The sequence below is a fragment of the Microbacterium sp. LWO12-1.2 genome (assembly GCF_040675875.1).
GTDB lineage: Bacteria > Actinomycetota > Actinomycetes > Actinomycetales > Microbacteriaceae > Microbacterium.
This window is the reverse complement of the sequence record NZ_JBEGII010000001.1, coordinates 2,515,090-2,531,695: the sequence shown is the minus strand read 5'-3', so window position 1 is coordinate 2,531,695 and position 16,606 is coordinate 2,515,090. Positions and strand designations below refer to the sequence as shown.

The following is a 16,606-nucleotide window of genomic DNA, read 5'->3' as shown; positions in this document are numbered from 1 at the left end:
TCCTTCCTAGTGCGCGATCGGTTCGGCGGTGGGGTCGATCTCGACCACGCCCCGGCGGAACAGGAGCACCGAGACGGTCGCGGCGACCACGTAGAGCGCGAACGCGGCCCACAGTGCGGCCTGGTAGCTCTCCACCGTAGCCGAGGCGCTGAGTGTGGCGGACGGCGGCGCCGTCGCGACGAATGCGGCGGCTGCGGCGGCGGCGAGCGAGCTGACGAGCGCTGTTCCGGCCGCGCCACCCACCTCCTGGCTGGCGTTGATCATCGCGGATGCCACGCCGACATCGCGGCGCTCGGCGCGGGCGGTCGCGGCCTCCTGAAGTCGACCGAACACGAGGCCGAGTCCGAGTCCGTACAGGGTCAGCCCCGGAAGCAGGTCGGGGACGAACGCGCTGTCCAGCCCCGCGGTCGTCTGCCAGACGAGGCCGAGCGCCGCGATGACGCTGCCGGTCGTGATGACGGATCGGGGGCCGAACCGGGCGGCGACAGCGGACCCGGCGAGTGTCGAGGTCGCGATGATCCCCGCGACGACCGGGATGAAGCTCAACCCCGTCTGCAGTGGGGAGTATCCGAGACCCTCCGTCAGGTAGTACGTGCTGAACAGGAACACCGCGAAGAGTCCGCCGTTGACGAGGAGACCCACGAGGTTCGCGGCACCCCGATCGCGGTCGAGGATGACGCGGAGGGGGAGGAGCGGATGCGCGGCCCGCCGCTCGATGAGCACGAACACGGCGATCAGGATCACCCCGGCGAGCAGCGGGCCGAGCGTCGCGATGCTGCCCCATCCGTTGTGCTCGGCCATCGCCAGGCCGAAGACGAGCGCGACCATGCCGAGCACGGAGGTGGCGGCCCCCGGCAGGTCGAGCCTGGTGCGATCGAGCACGGGCTGCGTGCGGATGAGCCACATCCCGGCGAGGGCGGCTGCGGCGATCGGGAGGTTCACCCACATGCACCAGCGCCACGACAGGTACTCGGTCAGCAGCCCGCCGAGGAGAAGGCCGACCGCGCCGCCCGCCGAAGACACGGCGCCGAAGACAGCGAAGGCGCGGAGGCGGCTCCTGCGGTCTTCGAAGGTCGTGGAGACCAAGGACAGTGCGGCCGGCGCGAGCAGCGCACCGAACGCGCCTTGCAGGACGCGCGCCGAGAGCAGGGCGGGGAGTCCGTCGGCGAAGCCGCCGAGAGCGGATGCGAGGGCGAAGCCGACGAGCCCGATCACCAGCATCCGCCGGCGCCCGAAGTAGTCGCTCAGGCGACCGCCGATCAGCAGCAGGCTGCCGAACGCCAGCGCGTAGCCGGTGACCAGCCAGTGGCGGCCCTCGTCGGCGAATCCGAGCTCGGTCTGGGCGGAGGGCAGCGCGATGTTCACGATGGTCACGTCGAGCACGACCATCAACTGGCTGAGGGTGAGGATGCCGAGGGCCCACCAGCGGCTTCGGGGGGACGGGGTGTCGGTCGTCATCTCGGTCTCCTCACTCGTGCCGCAACGTGGGGCGGCCACGAGTGAGCCTATATCGAGGTCCGACCGATTCGGCTGTGAAGCCGACCAGAATGGTCGGGGGCGTCGCCGCGCTCAGGCGGCGACGAGGCGCGAGGACAAGGCCCGGATGCGCAGGCAGAGGGCGTCGAAGGCGGCATCGAAGGCGGCGGTGCCGACGCGTGCGGGGTCGCGGATCGACCAGTGCAGGTCGTCTCCGTCGCGCAGTCGCTCGTGGGCGTCGTCGCAGACCGTGATCACCAGGTCGCCATCCGCGCGGACGTCGTCGATGTGCTGCGGCGGGTGGGCGGGGCGCATGGCGAGTCCGTGCCGGGCTGCCGCGGCGATGGCCTCGGGGTTCACCTCCTCGGCGGGACGGGTGCCGGCGGAGGCGACATCGACCGCGCTCGCATCGCGCCAGATCGTCTCGGCGAGCTGGGATCGCGCGGAGTTGGCCGTGCAGACGAAGAGGACGCGCCGCGGGGGGATCACGCTCGGAGGAGCGAGGGTGTCGAAGACCTCGGGGCGCAGCCCGATATACGTGCGTCGCCGGTCGAACTCCGACCGGGTGCGGGCGACGATCTGGGCGGACTCCAGGACGCCGAGGTGATGCGCGATCAGATTCGAGCGCAGATCGAGGGTCGCGCCGATCTCGGAGGACGACAGATCGCCGAGCGTGAGCAGGTCGACGATGCGCAGGCGCGTCTGATCGGCGAGTGCGGCGAAGATCCCCGCGCGGCGTTCCAGATTGGTCATCGACTCCATCCCTACCACCTCGCAGCACCTATGTCCATGAGGATTGACTCAACGCCGATTGACCTTATGGTGTCCCGTGCGGGCCGCAGACGCGGCCCCGGAGAGGAAGCAGCATCATGGGTATCGGAACCGGCATCGCGCTCATCGTCATCGGAGCGATCCTCGTCTTCGCGCTCAACATCGACACCGGAGGGTTCGTCGACCTCGATCTGATCGGGTACATCCTCATGGGCGCCGGCGTCCTGGTCTTCCTGATCAGTCTCGTCCTGGTGATGCGCAGCCGTCGCACCGAGTCGGTCGCGCGCACCGCGGTCGACCCCGCCACGGGTGAGCGCGTCACGCGCCGGAGCATCCGCAACAGCGATCCTCTCGCCTGAGCTCCGCGTGTCCGACGTCGCCCGTCGCCACACGGCGCTCCTCGTGGGCATCGCCGCCACCGTCGCGTTCGTCGCCCTGCGCGGCATCGTCGCGGTCGGTGGGCACGAGCCGCTCGGGATCGACGTGTGGTGGAACGACCTCATGCGGGCGACGACCGGCGACGTGGGGATCATCGTCGCCTGGGTGCCGGCCGTCGTCGGCGGCATGATCGGCATGATCGTCGTGGGCGTCGTGCTGATCGCGTGCCTGCTGTGGCGTGGCCGGAGAGCGGATGCCGCGACGCTGGCGATCGCGATGGTGGTCGTCGTCGCCGTCGGCGCGACCATGGCCGCCGTCATCGGTCGTACGCGCCCTGCGGATTCGCTCGCCGAGAGCGTGGCGACCTCCTTCCCCTCCGGTCATACGGCTGTCGCCACGACGGTGGCCGTCGTCCTCGGCATCGTGCTCCGCCGCTGGTACGTCTGGGTGGTGGGGGCGGTGTGGGTCGTCGCGATGATGTGGAGCCGCACTTTCCTGCACGCGCACTGGCTGAGCGACGTCGTCGCCGGACTGCTGGAGGGGATCGCCGTCGCGACAGTGGTCTGGGTCTGCGTCGAGGCCGTCCGCGACCGTCGTGCGCTCCGCGCGGTCGGCACCCCGTCCCCCGAACACTCGAACGAAAGCGTGAGCCCCTCATGAACATCTCCTCGTCGGCTTCCTCCACCGCCGCGGCTGCCCAGGATTCCCGGGCATTCCGCACCCTCGCCCGCATCGGCTACGTCGTCCTCGGCATCCTGCACATCCTGATCGGCGCGATCGCCATCTCGATCGCGATCGGCGGGGGCGGAGGCAACGCCGATCAGGGCGGGGCGCTGGCGCAGATCCAGCAGGCGCCGGCGGGAGTGCTCCTGCTCTGGGTCATCGTGCTCGGACTGCTGGCGCTCGCGATCTGGCAGATCGCCGAAGCGGTGGCTGAGCGCGACCCGGACTCCACGAAGAAGTGGGGTCACCGAGCGAAGTTCCTCGGCACTGCCGCCGCCTATCTCGCGATCGGCGCGACCGCCCTCGTCTACGCCCTCGGCGGTCAGTCGCAGTCATCCGAATCGTCGCAGTCGTTCAGTGCGCGTCTGCTGGCGGTGCCGGCCGGCGTCGTGCTGCTGGTGGTGGTCGGCCTCGGCGTGGTCGCCGTCGGCGTCGCGTTCATCGTGCGGGGGATCACCCGCGCCTTCAGGAAGAGTCTCGCGCTGCCGGCCGGGGCCGCGAGTTCCGGGATCGTCGCCTTCGGCGTCGCCGGCTACATCGCGAAGGGGATCGCGGTCGCAGTGGCCGGGGTGCTCTTCGTCATCGCCGCCGTCACGCACGACCCGGAGAAGGCCGGCGGACTGGATGCGGCGCTGCGCAGTCTGGCCGGGCTGCCCTTCGGCGGGATCATCCTCTGGACAGTGGGCGCCGGGCTCGCTCTCTATGGGGTGTTCTGCTTCGCGCGTGCGCGCTACGCACGGATGTGAGCGGCGGGGTTCTCGGTGCGCCGGCGTACGCCGCATGACGAAGGCCCCGGCTCCCCGGAGGACGGGGGAGTCGGGGCCTTCGTGCTGCGGTTACCGCTGACGCATGCGGCGTCGGGTGAGCAGGAGCCCTCCGAGCGTCAGCGCTGCCAGCGCGATCCAGACGGCCGGCACGAGGAGCTCGCCACCCGTCTGCGCCAGGTCGTCGGCGCCCGCGCCCGCGCCCTGCGCGGCGGTCACGGTGAGCGCGACGCGCAGCGGCGTTCCGTCCGGGCTGACCACGACGAGCGTGTGCGCGCCGGCCGAGACGGATGCCGGGATCCGGACGGTGGTGGAGAACTCGCCCGCCGCCGAGGTCGTCGCGGTGCCGAGGACCACGGGGGTGGAGTGCAGCTCCAGCCGTAGCTCGGTGCCTGCGGCGAAACCGGTGCCGCTGACGTCCAGAGTTCCGCCCGCGACGACCGTGGTCGCTCCGAGCGTCACGGTCGGCTCCGTCACCACGGGCTCGTCGCCGGCGACGGTCACGGCGGCACTGGTCGCCGACCCCGGCGCGTAGCCGTCGAGGGCGCCGTCGACTCGCACGGAGAGCGCGTGGCCGGCGAGTGTCGACGGGATCGACAGTGTGGCGGACGTCGCGCCGTCGATGGGCTGCCCGTCGGCGAGCCACTGGAAGGTGAACGCGGTGCCGGCCGTCCACTCGCCGGGTGCGGCGGTGACCGTCTCCCCGGCCTTCGCCGTGCCGGTGATCGACGGGGTGCCGACCACGAGCTCACCCGGCTCCTGCGCGGCCTGGCAGGCCTCGCCGCAGACGACGAACTCGGCCTGCAGACCCTTGTGGTCGCTGGTCCACAGCGTGAGCGGGGTGAAGATCTCCTCGTCGGAGACCGGAGGAGCCTTGGCGCCGCGCACGACGTCGCCCACCGGTCCGACGATCCGCGTGCCGGTCAGGCTCAGCCGGTCGTCCGGGGCGAAGAACACGTAGTCGATCCGGTCCCGCTCGTCCGCCTCCGGCGCCCAGGCGAGCTGCGAGACATCGACGTTCGGGGTGGCCGCCGGCCAGGTGAAGCCGGGGTGGGTCACGGGATCGGGGTACATCGCCCGGTACGCGTCGACGAGTCCGCCGTCGCGCAGGATGCTCGTCGTCTGCCAGGGGGCGACGACGCCGTTGTGGTCGTAGAGGTGCGCGGTGCTCTCGGTCCAGTCCAGCACCGACGGCTCGTTCATGTCAGCGCCCATCATCGTGAGACGCCCGGCCGCGCGCTCCTCGGCCATATCGGCGGTCAGCGCCGCCGCGGCAGCGGGTCGGCCGGAGGCCTCGTTGGCCGCGAGGATCTGCGGCACATCGGTCACCGGGGCGTTCAGCTTGTTCCATCCGCGCCACTCGATCGGGAAGCCAGGGGCGAGCACGTCACCCGCGTAGCCGCGCGGCAGGTAGGTGGCGTAGTAGCGGTACTCCAGGTGGCCGCTGTACGCGGCGATCTGTGTGTCGCCCACCTGCACGATGGCCTTCATCCAGCCGCCCTGCGTTCCTGGCACCGTGACGACGCCTGCATCGACGATCGGATACCGCGAGATGATGCCGGCGCTGCCACCGGTGGAGTGGTGGTCGAAGCTGAGGTCCTTCGCCACGGCGGTCGCAGCACGCTGCGCCTCCTCGACGAAGATCAGATCGGCGCCGATCTCCTCGAGCATCGCCGCGTCGGTCGTCTTGCCCCAGACGTTCAGCTGCACGACCGAAAGGTCGATGGGCTTCGTCGGGTCGACATCCGGTCCCTCGTAGGGGTCCTCGCCCGCCGGCTCTCCGTCGATGGTGAACGCGGCCGGCGCGCTGACACGCGTGTAGCCGTCGTTGTAGAGGTACTCGACCCGGTAGCTCCCCGCGGGAAGCGGGTTGCCCGCTCGGTCGTTCGTGGGGAGCTGCACCGACCCGCTCGCGCCGGGGGCGTAGGCCCAGGCCATGCCGCAGGCGTCGCAGGGTTCAGGCTTCGACTCCGGGTAGATCGCGACCCAGTTCTTGGCGCTGGGGCGATCCGTGGCGAAGTCGACGGCGATCGTGTCACCGACGGAGACCTCGGCGTCGGCGAGGGTGATCTCGGACGCCGCGGCAGCGGCGGCCGCGGGGGAGGCGAGCATCAGGGGTGCGGCGATGAGCGCTCCCGTGGCGATGAGCGCCGTGAGCAGGGGGATGCGCCGGCGCCGGCGCATCCCGAGAGCGGGGGACGAAGACATGTCTGCGGTGTTCCTTCCAGAGACGAGGTCGGCGCCCCGTCCGGGGGCCGGCGGAAGGCGCGAATGCCCTTCCTCGACGCGACAGAACAGCCGGAAGGTGACCGCAGGGTGAACGTGGCAGGTCCGAACGGCGGCGTCGAGCCGAACCGGGCCGAATACCGGGGCCCACGACGCACACCTGTCCAGAAGCGTGCCTTCGCGCAGGTCAGCCGGTCTGGCGTGTGAGTGACATCCCCTGCAGCGATGCCTGCACCTGGAAGGACATGACATCGGGGAGGTAGCGGTCGTCGCCCGTCTCGATCGCGCGGCCATCCGAGGCATAGCTGACCCGCTTCACCCGCAGCAGTGGGCTCGATCGCCGTACATCGAGCAGGCGGGCGTCCTCGCTGGGGGCTGCGATGGCATCGATCGAGTGCTCACCGTGCACCATGCGCACGCCGCGGGACTCCAGAGCGCCGACGACGGACGGCTCCTCGGGTGGCAGGGCTTCGACCAGGGGAGCGATCCAGGACGGGTACGCGGTGCGCTCCAGCATCATGATGCGTCCGTTGAGGAGCCGCAGGCGGACGACCTCCAGCACTTCCCCGATACCCCGACCGCCACGGAACAGCCGCACCTCGCTCGCGCTCGCCGCGCGGCGCTGCTGTGCGATGACGCGCCCGCCCGGCTCCAGACCGCGACTCCACGCCCACTGCGCGAACGAGCGCATCTCCGAGAAGCGCTGGCTCTGCACGGTCGTCCGCACCAGCCAGCCCGAACCGCGCCGAGGAGCGATCGCACCCTGCCGCGCCATGAGCACCAGCGCGTTGCGGACCGTGCCGCGCGACACCTCGAACGCGATCGCGAGCTGCGCCTCTGGCGGCAGCATCCCTGTGGCGTCGAACGCGCCTTCGGCGATCTGGATCGTGAGGTCGCGGGCGATCTCCCGGTAGCGGTGCATGGCGGCGGTTCCCTTCTGCGGCGCCTCCTCAGGGTGGAGGTGAGGTCGGTCCGCCGTCAGCGTATCCGCGGCCCCGCGCCATTGATCGCGCGGTCTCCGGCATCCTGCACATCTGCACGCACCTGTCCGCGGGGTTTCCCCGGCCGGCCCTCCGGCGTTCACCGGCCGTTCGCGCGCGGGCCGGGTGCCGTCCGCCTCGCCCCGGCGTGATGGAGGCAGCGGTCCGTTCGAGATCGACGTGACCGGAGGACACCATGACGCATGCCCCCTCGCTCCCCTGGGGAGTTCTCAGTGACATGGACGGCACCCTGCTCGACACCGAGAGCACCTGGTTGCGGGTGGTGGAACGGTTCGTCTTCCATCATGACGGAACGGATGCCGCAGGCCTCGCCGCCGCCTCCGAAGGCCTGGACCTCGACCGCGCGGCCGTGCTGCTGCGCGAGCGGCTCGACCTCGTCGCCGCCCCGGCGGACATCGCCGCCGATCTCGACCGTCGCGCGCTCGCCGCGTACGCCGATGCGGTCAGCTGGACACCGGGTGCTCCGGAACTGCTGCGTGCTCTCGTCGACGCCGATGTGCCACTCGCCCTCGTCACCTCATCGCCGCGGCACTGGGTCGACGGATTCGCTCAGCGCGTCGACCTCTCGGCGTTCCGCGCTGTGGTGACCGCCGACGACACAGCCCGCACCAAACCGGCGCCCGATCCGTACCTCGACGGGGCGGCGGCGCTCGGGCTCCCCGCTGCACGCTGCGTCGCCATCGAGGACTCCCTCGTCGGTGCCTGGTCGGCCGTGTCGGCCGGGTGCGTGACCGTGGTCGTGGGAGACCTCGCGCGGAGCCTGCCGCCCGGGGTCCATCGGGTCGCGTCGCTCACCGAGGTCGACGTGCCGATGCTGCGCAGGATCGCCGGGCGCGAGGGGTCCTGAAGGGAGCAGCGGGTCGGAGCCCGCTGCGATCACGACGTCTCGCGCACCACCAGGGTGGCGCCGGTCTCCGGCCCCGCTGCGGGAGCGTCCTCGCCGTTCACCGCGCTCAGCGCCAGGGCGGCGAGGTACCGGCCGAGTCCGGCGTTGTCGATGCGGATGGTGGAGAGTGAGGGGACGAGCAGTCGGGCCAGCGGCGTGTCGTCGTGCCCGACGATGGCCAGGTCCTGTGGCACCTTCGTCCCCGCGCGCAGCGCCGCCTGCAGCACGAGCGCGGCGATGTCGTCGTTGTAGGCCACCACCGCATCGACGCCGTCGCCGAGCCACTTCTCGACCTGCTGCGCCGCCGTGGACTCGTCGATCGCGCCCACGTGCGCGAAGTCCGCACCGGTGGCGGTGCGGAGCGTATCCGAGGCGAGCGCCAGCCGCTGCTGAGCGAGATCGGCGAGGCGCGGGTCGGGAGAGCTGGCGAAGGCCAGGCGTCGCCGGCTCTGCGAGAGGAGGTGCTCCACCTGCAGTCGGGGACCCTCGACGAAGCCCAGCTCCTGCGCGGGCTCCTGCTCGTCGGCGGGTGTGGGAGGGAAGATGTGCTCGATGCCGCTCGCGCGCATCTCGTCGAGCTGCTCCGGCGTGAAGTACGCCATGCCCAGGACGACGTCGGGCCGAAGGGTCTCCCACAGCGGTCGCGCCTGGCCGCCGGGGTGAGGGGTCATGGTGACGAGCGAGTAGCCGGCTTCATCCAGCGCCAGCGAGGCCTCGTCGAGGTGCGTGCGCATGCTGTAGTCGAGCGGCCAGTCCGGCAGCACGAGCAGGATGATGCGGGTGCGGCCGCTGGCCAGGGCGCGGGCCGATGTGTTCGCGCGGTAGCCGAGCCGCTTCGCCTCCGCGAGCACGCGGGCACGGGTCGCTTCGGGGATGGTCTGCCCCGGGGTGTCGTTGAGGACGAATCCGACCGTGGCGCGGGACAGCCCCACAGCACGCGCGACGTCGGAGGCGGTCACTCTTCTGGTGTTCGCCTTCGACATGATCCCCCTGACCACTTGCGCGTGCTAGTAGAAGTAACGTAGCATCCAGACACAGCACTAGCACGCGCTAGTAACCCGATCATGACGATGGAGTCCTCGAATGACGCCGACCAACGACGAACCGGTCATCGCTCCGCTTCCTGCGAACATCCCCGCCCCCGTCGCGAACGCGACCCAGCTCGATGACGCGGCACAGGTTCCGCCGGAGCTGCCCAAGGTGAACAGCCGCTACATCTGGTTCATGGTGCTGGCCCAGTTCGGCGTCTTCATGGCCTTCATCACCCCTCTCGCGATCTCGCTCACGATCCGCGTGAACACCCTCGCCCCCGGTCACCCCGAGTACCTCGGCCTGATCGTGGGTGCCGGTGCATTGTTCGTGATGCTCACCTCTCCGTTCATGGGGGTCTGGAGCGACCGGACGCGCACGCGCATCGGCCGCCGTCGTCCCTTCATGATCGGAGGGATGCTCATCGGCGTCGTCTCGCTCATCATCATGGCGACCGCACCGAACGTCGTCGTGGTCGGCGCGGGGTGGGTGCTCGCGCAGTGGGGATGGGGCACCGTGCTCTCGAACCTGCAGATCTCGACCGCCGATCGTCTCCCGGAATCTCAGCGCGGCAAGGTCGCGGGGCTCACCAGCTTCGCCACCCAGATCGCGCCGGTATTCGGTGTGGTCATCGCGCAGTTCTTCACCGGAGATGCGCTGCTGCTGTTCCTGGTCCCCGGTGCGGTGGGCGTCCTGTTCGTGACCCTCTTCGTGACCCTGGTGCATGAGGCCGACTCGCGTGCCCTCCCGAAGGACCCGATGACGGTTCTGCAGCTGCTCTCCAAGTACCTGTACAACCCGCGCAAGTACCCGGACTTCTCCTGGAACTGGCTCGCTCGCTTCCTCTTCTACACCGGTATCACCCTCAACACGACCTACACGGGCTTCTTCTTCGCCGACCGTCTGGGCATCACCGTCGAGGCCGTGACCGGCATCATCGCGTCGCTCAGCCTGGGCGGCATCCTCGCCATCACGGCAGGGGCGATCGGCGGAGGCTTCCTGTCCGACAGGCTCAAGCGACGTCGTCTGTTCGTGCTGCTCGGCGGGGTCATCATGGCCGTCGGCATGGTCGGGCAGGCCTTCGCCCCGGACCTCGCTCTCCTCATCGCCGGGTCGCTGACCACCTCGGTGGGCCTTGGACTCTTCGCCGCGGTCGACCAGGCGCTGCTGCTCGACGTGCTTCCCGAGCGGGAGACCGACGCCGGGCGCTTCATGGGCATCACCGGGTTCGCGACATCGATCCCGCAGTCCGTGGCGCCGCTCATGGCATCCGGCATCCTCCTGATCGGTGTCACCGGAGAGGACCGCAACTACCCGTTGCTTTTCATCGTCGCCGCCGCTGCCGTCCTCCTCGCGGGGTGCCTCATCCTGCGCATCCGTTCCGTCCGCTGACCACCGCCACACGAAAGCGCCTTCGCCGATGTCTCTTCACGTCACCCCCGTCCGCTTCGAGCACCACCGCCACGCCCTCGGCATCGGTGAGACCCGCCCCCGCCTGTCGTGGATCACCACGCAGGCGCCGGACGGGTGGGTGCAGGGGGCGTACGAACTCGAACGACGCGGGGGAGAGTCGGTGCGGGTCGTGGGCCCGGATTCCGTCCTCGTGCCGTGGCCGTTCGCCGACCTGGCGTCGCGAGAGCGCACGGAGGTGCGGGTGCGCGTGATCGGTGATGGTGGGAACGGCGCGGAGAGCGGATGGAGCGAGTGGGCGGCCGTCGAGGCCGGTCTGATCGAGCCCGACCAGTGGGTCGCCGATCTCGTCGGACCGTCGGATGACGCGATCGCCTCGCCGCTCGTGCGAGGCGCGTTCACGGTGAAGGGCACCGACATCGTCCGTGCGCGGGCGTATGCGAGCGGACACGGTCTCTACCAGCTCGAGGTCAACGGCCAGCGCGTCGGCGACGACGAGCTCGCACCGGGATGGACCGCCTACGAGTCGCGTCTGCGCTACAACACCTACGACATCACCGCTCTGCTCCAGGCCGAGCAGAACGTGGTCGGTGCCTGGCTCGGCGACGGCTGGTGGCGCGGATACCTCGGGTGGGGAGACAAGAAGGCGCTGTACGGCTCCGCGCTGAGCGTGCTCGTGCAGATAGAGATCGAGTACGCGGACGGCAGTGTTCAGACCGTGGCATCCGGACCGGATTGGCACTCGGGCCGCGGCCCGATCATCGCCGCAGACATCTACAACGGCGAGGATTACGACGCCCGCGCCTTCGACCCGGCATGGTCCACGAGCGCCTTCGACGACCAGGACTGGTCTCCGGTCGTCGTGCGGTCCCTGGGCGATGTCGAGCTGGTGGCACCCGACGGTCCCCCGGTGCGTGTCGTCGAAAGCCTCCCCGTGCGCGAGGTCTCGACCACTCCCACCGGCGCGACGATTCTCGACTTCGGGCAGAACCTCGTGGGACGGTTGCGCATCCGCGTCTCGGGTGAGGCCGGCACGACGATCACCCTCCGTCACGCCGAGGTCCTCGAGAACGGGGAACTCGCCACCGAGCCGTTGCGCGCCGCCAAGGCGACAGACACCTACGTCCTCGCCGGGCACGGTGAGGAGACCTGGGCACCGCGGTTCACATTCCACGGATTCCGGTACGCGGAGGTGACCGGATGGCCGGGCGGCGTCGATCCGTCGGCCGTGGTCGCCGAGGTGATGCACTCCGACATGGAGCGCACCGGATGGTTCGAGACGAGCCACCCGCTCGTTGACCGGCTGCACGAGAACGTGGTCTGGGGCATGCGCGGCAACTTCGTCGACGTTCCGACCGACTGCCCGCAGCGCGACGAGCGACTCGGGTGGACCGGCGACCTGCAGGTCTTCGCCCCCACCGCGAGCTACCTGTTCGACTCCGCGGGGTTCCTCGCCTCATGGCTGAAGGACCTGGCCGCCGAGCAGAAGAAGTACGGCGGTACGCCGATGGTCGTCCCCGCCGTCGTCACCGGGTACACCGGACCGACCGCGGGGTGGGCCGATGCTGCGACCGTCGTGCCCTGGGCGCTGTACCAGGCCTACGGCGATCTCGGTGTGCTGGAGCGTCAGTTCGACAGCATGACGGCCTGGGTCGACGAGGTCACGGCGGCGGCAGGGGAGGACCGGATCTGGAGCGCCGGCTTCCAGTTCGGGGACTGGCTCGACCCCACCGCTCCGCCCGAGCGTCCGGAGCAGGCGCAGACCTACCCCGAGATCGTCGCGACCGCGTACTTCGCCCGGTCCGCGCGCATCGTCGCCGATTCGGCCGCACTCCTCGGTCGCTCCGACGACGCCGCCCGGTACGGCGCGCTCGCGCAGGAGGTCGCGCGCGCCTTCCACGACGAATACGTGTCCAAGACAGGCCGAGTGCTCTCCGACTCCGCGACCGCATACGCCCTCGCGCTGACCTTCGACCTCCTCGACGGCGACGACGAGAAGCAGCACGCCGCCGACCGACTGGCCAGGATCGTCGCCGGCAACGGCTACCGCATCTCCACCGGCTTCATCGGTACGCCGATCATCACGGATGCCCTCAGTGCGCATGGTCATGCGGACGTCGCCTACCGGCTGCTGCTGCAGACCGAGGCGCCCTCGTGGCTCTACGCGGTCTCGCAGGGGGCCACGACCATCTGGGAACGCTGGGACTCCCTGCTCCCTGACGGCACCGTCAACCCGAGCGGCATGACCTCGTTCAACCACTACGCCTTCGGCGCCGTGGGTGACTGGATGCATCGTGTGGTGGCGGGTCTCGCGCCTGCCGCTCCGGGGTACCGCACGCTGCGCATCGCTCCGCAGCCGCCGCGCCGCGGGCTCGATTCGGCCTCGGCGACGCTGCGCACGCCGTACGGCCTCGCCGCAGCCGGCTGGGTGCTCGCCGACGGTGAGGTGCACATCCACGCGACCGTGCCCACCGGTGCGACCGCCGACGTCGTGCTCCCTTCTGGCGCATCCTTCCCGGTGGGCGCGGGTGAGCACACGTGGTCGGAGCCGTTCGAGGTGGACGAGATCTCGCAGCGCACCTTCTCGGTCGACTCGCGCATGGCCGACATCATCGACGACGCCGAAGCGACCGCGGTGCTCACCGGCGTGATCGACAAGTGGATCCCAGGGGCGGCAGAGCACATGTCCGGCGGCCTTCAGGGACGGGATGACGTGACACCGCGGGAGGTCACAGGCATGCTCCCGGATCCCGGCGCCGTGCTCGCGGACCTCGAGCGTGGATTCGCCGCCCTGTCCGCGGGGGAGGAGATCCCCGCAGACATCTTCGCCCCCGCGCAGACGGAGGAGGATCCGGGTTTCGAAGAGCGCGCGGCACTGCTGTCCGGCCGCGACTTCTGGTCGACGCGCGTGACGAGCGACATCGCCTCGATGGTCATGGTCGACGGGCCGCACGGGGTGCGCCGTCAGGACGGAACCGCCGACAACCTCGGCTTCCACGAGTCGCTGCCCTCGACCTGCTTCCCTCCCGGCGTCGCGCTCGGCTCCAGCTGGGACACCGATCTCGTGCGCGAGGTCGGTGTGGCGCTGGGCGAGGAGGCCAGAGCCCTGAACGTCAACATGCTCCTCGGGCCGGCGATCAACATCAAGCGCTCGCCGCTGGGTGGGCGCGGCTTCGAATACTTCTCCGAGGACCCGTATCTGACCGGGGCGCTCGCGACCGAATACGTGCAGGGCGTGCAGTCGACCGGGGTGGGAACCTCGGTCAAGCACTTCGCGGTGAACAGTCAGGAGACCGAGCGGATGCGCGTCAGCGCCGAGGTCGACGACCGTGCCCTTCGCGAGATCTACCTGCCGGCGTTCGAGCGGGTCGTGACGGAAGCAGACCCGACCAGCGTCATGAGCGCCTACAACGCGATCAACGGCGTGTTCGCGTCGGAGAACAGATGGCTGCTCACGGATCTGCTCCGCGGCGAATGGGGGTTCGACGGTCTCGTGGTCTCCGACTGGGGTGCGATCAAGGACCGGGTCGAGGCGCTGCGCGCAGGGCTGGACCTGGAGATGCCCGGAACAGGTGACGAGGGCACCCAGGCGATCCTCTCGGCGGTTCGCGACGGGAGCCTCGATCGCGCCGTGGTGGAGCAGGCCTTCGCGCGCGTGGCCCGGCTGGTCGAGCGCACCGCCCTCCCCGCCGAGCCGGAGCCGTTCGACGAGGACGCGCACCACGCGCTGGCCCGTCGCGCCGCGGCGGGATCGATCGTGCTGCTGCGCAACGAGAACGCGGCACTGCCGCTGCGCGCGGGGCAGAAGGTCGCGGTGCTCGGAACGCTGGCCGTCGAACCGCAGTACCAGGGCGGCGGCAGTTCGCACGTCAACCCGACCAGACTGGATGTTCCGTTGGATGAGCTCCGTGCGCAGCTGGGGGCGGAGGCCGTCACCTACGCTCCCGGCTACGGGGAGGACGGCCGCGCCGAGGAGCTGTGCGCCGACGCCGTGAGCCTGGCGGCCGCAGCCGATGTCGCTGTGGTCTTCGTCGGCCTGCACGAGGAGGACCAGTCCGAGGGCTTCGACCGGACGACGCTCGACCTCCCCGCCGACCAGGTCGCCCTGATCCATGCCGTCGCCGGACGCGCGAACCGCACCGTGGTCGTGCTCTCGAACGGTGGTGTGGTCACCCTCGAGCCGTGGCACGACTCCGTCGACGCGATCGTGGAGGGGTGGGCGCTCGGTCAGGCCGTCGGCGGGGCTCTCGCTGACATCCTCACCGGTGCCGTCACTCCGTCCGGGCGTCTCGCCGAGTCGATTCCGTATCGGCTGGAGGACACCCCGTCGTTCCTCACCTTCCCGGGAGAGAACGAAGTGGTCCGCTACGGCGAGGGCATCTTCGTCGGATATCGGTACTACGCCACGACGAATGCGCCCGTCCGCTACCCCTTCGGGCATGGTCTGAGCTACACCCGGTTCGGTTACGAACCCACGCGGGTGGTCGTGACGGGTGCCGATACCGCGATCGTCCACGTCACGGTCCGCAACGACGGGAACGTCGCGGGTGCAGAGGTCGTGCAGGTGTACGTATCGCCCGCCGCATCATCGGTGCGCCGACCGGTGCGAGAGCTCGCGGCCTTCCGCAAGATCCACCTCGAGCCGGGGGAGGAGCAGACCGTCGAGTTCGCGCTCGGACGCCGCGCGTTCGCGTTCTGGGATGCCCCGAAGGCGCGCTGGTGGGTGCAGCCCGGCACCTACCGGATCGAGATCGCCCGCTCATCCGCCGATGTGATCTCGACCTCGGATGCCGCGCTGGACGGCGATGTCGATCGACCCGAGCCGCTCGGTCTCGACTCCACGGTCGGCGAGTGGTTCGCCCACCCGGTGGTCGGCCCGGCGCTCATGGGCGCGATGACCGCGAACGCCACCCCCGAACAGCAGGCGGCGGCGGAGGAGAACGGCAACATGCTGCGCATGGTCGAATCTATGCCGATGGGGCAGTTCGCGCGATTCCCGGGAGTCGAGATCCCCGACGAGGCACTGCAGCAGCTGATCGAGCTCAGCCTCGCACCGCTCCCGGAAAGGAACACACCATGAACCGACTCTCCCACCGCGTGGCACTGGTCACCGGCGCCGCCTCCGGCATCGGACGGGGCACAGCCCTCCGCTTGCTGGAGGAGGGGGCATCCGTCTACGCCGTCGATGTGAACCGGGAGGCGCTGGAGGGGCTTGCCACCGAGGCGCCCGCAGACACGGCCGACAGGCTCCGCACCCGGGTGATCGATATCGGCGACGAGACCTCCGTCGTCGAGGGTGTCGCGGAGATCGTCGGAGACGCGGGCCGACTGGATGCTCTCGTCAACGCTGCGGGGATCCTCACCGCCTCCCACACGCACGAGACCTCACTCGACTCGTGGAATCGCATCCTGCGGATCAACCTCACCGGCACCTTCCTGATGGTCCGTGAGTCGCTGGCTCCGCTGCTGGAGTCGCCGCACGGAGGGCGGGTCGTGAACTTCAGCTCGACCTCCGCCTTCTTCGCCCATCCGTACATGGCCGCCTATGCGGCGAGCAAGGGCGCGATCGCCTCCTTCACGCACAGCATCGCGCTGGAATACGCGATGAGAGGACTGCGGGCGGTCAACATCGTCCCCGGTGGGATCGAGAGCGGGATCACCGGCGCCACGCCTGGTCTACTGCCGGCGGATGCCGACTGGACCCTGTTCGCGAAGCTGTCGTCGGCGCTCAAGCCGGCGGGAGAGTTCGGCACTCCGGCGGATGTCGCGGCCGTCGTGGCGACTCTCGTCTCCGATGATGGGGCGTTCCTCACCGGAACCGAGATCCGGATCGACGGCGGCGCCCACATGTGACCCTGCTCCGATGTCGACGCCGTCCGTGGTCTCCAGGGAGCGCAGCGGACCGTCGACGATGACATCCTGGTACACCGGAGCCGTCGCCT

General features: G+C 70.1%; 12 protein-coding genes. 7 read left to right on the top strand and 5 right to left on the bottom strand.

Features of this window, described 5'->3' with window-relative positions; all coding sequences use genetic code 11:
* Positions 1 to 6: 6 nt before the first annotated feature.
* Together MRBLWO12_RS12195 and MRBLWO12_RS12190 are read right to left on the bottom strand one after the other, a co-directional pair.
* The gene (locus tag MRBLWO12_RS12195; RefSeq protein ID WP_363555827.1) at positions 7 to 1,458 is read right to left on the bottom strand and encodes an MFS transporter; all 1,452 of its coding nucleotides are present in this window, start codon (positions 1,456 to 1,458) and stop codon (positions 7 to 9) included.
* Between the two features lie 111 nt (positions 1,459 to 1,569).
* Positions 1,570 to 2,229, bottom strand: a complete 660-nt coding sequence (locus MRBLWO12_RS12190) for an ArsR family transcriptional regulator (protein ID WP_363555825.1) — start codon at positions 2,227 to 2,229, stop codon at positions 1,570 to 1,572.
* A 116-nt stretch (positions 2,230 to 2,345) separates the two neighbouring features.
* Between MRBLWO12_RS12190 and MRBLWO12_RS12185 the strand changes: the two genes are divergently transcribed.
* Genes MRBLWO12_RS12185 through MRBLWO12_RS12175 form a run of 3 tightly spaced genes read left to right on the top strand, consistent with a single transcriptional unit; the run spans position 2,346 to position 4,094 of the window.
* Positions 2,346 to 2,606, top strand: coding sequence for a DUF6458 family protein (locus tag MRBLWO12_RS12185; protein WP_247631252.1), 261 nt, complete (start codon positions 2,346 to 2,348; stop codon positions 2,604 to 2,606).
* Between the two features lie 7 nt (positions 2,607 to 2,613).
* Positions 2,614 to 3,285 (top strand): phosphatase PAP2 family protein, encoded by a 672-nt coding sequence (locus MRBLWO12_RS12180; RefSeq protein WP_363555822.1) that lies wholly within the window; start codon positions 2,614 to 2,616, stop codon positions 3,283 to 3,285.
* Positions 3,282 to 4,094, top strand: coding sequence for a DUF1206 domain-containing protein (locus MRBLWO12_RS12175; protein WP_363555821.1), 813 nt, complete (start codon positions 3,282 to 3,284; stop codon positions 4,092 to 4,094). Before MRBLWO12_RS12180 ends, MRBLWO12_RS12175 begins: the two co-directional genes overlap by 4 nt.
* 90 nt (positions 4,095 to 4,184) lie before the next feature.
* On the opposite strand, the gene MRBLWO12_RS12170 is transcribed toward MRBLWO12_RS12175, so the two are convergent.
* The gene (locus MRBLWO12_RS12170; RefSeq protein ID WP_363555819.1) at positions 4,185 to 6,320 is read right to left on the bottom strand and encodes an endonuclease/exonuclease/phosphatase family protein; all 2,136 of its coding nucleotides are present in this window, start codon (positions 6,318 to 6,320) and stop codon (positions 4,185 to 4,187) included.
* Between the two features lie 205 nt (positions 6,321 to 6,525).
* Positions 6,526 to 7,260, bottom strand: a complete 735-nt coding sequence (locus MRBLWO12_RS12165) for a GntR family transcriptional regulator (protein ID WP_363555817.1) — start codon at positions 7,258 to 7,260, stop codon at positions 6,526 to 6,528.
* A gap of 254 nt (positions 7,261 to 7,514) precedes the next feature.
* Between MRBLWO12_RS12165 and MRBLWO12_RS12160 the strand changes: the two genes are divergently transcribed.
* Entirely contained in the window at positions 7,515 to 8,186 is a 672-nt protein-coding gene (locus tag MRBLWO12_RS12160; protein WP_363555815.1) for an HAD family hydrolase, read from the top strand.
* A gap of 29 nt (positions 8,187 to 8,215) precedes the next feature.
* Here the strand turns inward: MRBLWO12_RS12160 and MRBLWO12_RS12155 are convergent, their stop codons facing one another.
* Positions 8,216 to 9,208 carry a LacI family DNA-binding transcriptional regulator gene (locus tag MRBLWO12_RS12155; RefSeq protein WP_363555813.1) on the bottom strand — a complete coding sequence of 331 codons (993 nt, stop codon included), beginning with the start codon at positions 9,206 to 9,208 and terminating at the stop codon, positions 8,216 to 8,218.
* A 100-nt stretch (positions 9,209 to 9,308) separates the two neighbouring features.
* Here MRBLWO12_RS12155 and MRBLWO12_RS12150 point away from each other — a divergent pair, with 100 nt between their 5' ends.
* Genes MRBLWO12_RS12150 through MRBLWO12_RS12140 form a run of 3 tightly spaced genes read left to right on the top strand, consistent with a single transcriptional unit; the run spans position 9,309 to position 16,517 of the window.
* A complete protein-coding gene (locus MRBLWO12_RS12150; RefSeq protein ID WP_363555811.1) occupies positions 9,309 to 10,646 on the top strand; it encodes an MFS transporter in 1,338 nt (445 codons plus the stop codon).
* A gap of 28 nt (positions 10,647 to 10,674) precedes the next feature.
* Complete coding sequence (locus MRBLWO12_RS12145; protein WP_363555809.1) at positions 10,675 to 15,744, top strand: family 78 glycoside hydrolase catalytic domain; 5,070 nt, start codon at positions 10,675 to 10,677, stop codon at positions 15,742 to 15,744.
* Positions 15,741 to 16,517 (top strand): SDR family NAD(P)-dependent oxidoreductase, encoded by a 777-nt coding sequence (locus MRBLWO12_RS12140; RefSeq protein ID WP_363555807.1) that lies wholly within the window; start codon positions 15,741 to 15,743, stop codon positions 16,515 to 16,517. The genes MRBLWO12_RS12145 and MRBLWO12_RS12140 overlap by 4 nt, the downstream gene beginning before the upstream one ends.
* The last annotated feature ends 89 nt before the right edge of the window (positions 16,518 to 16,606 follow it).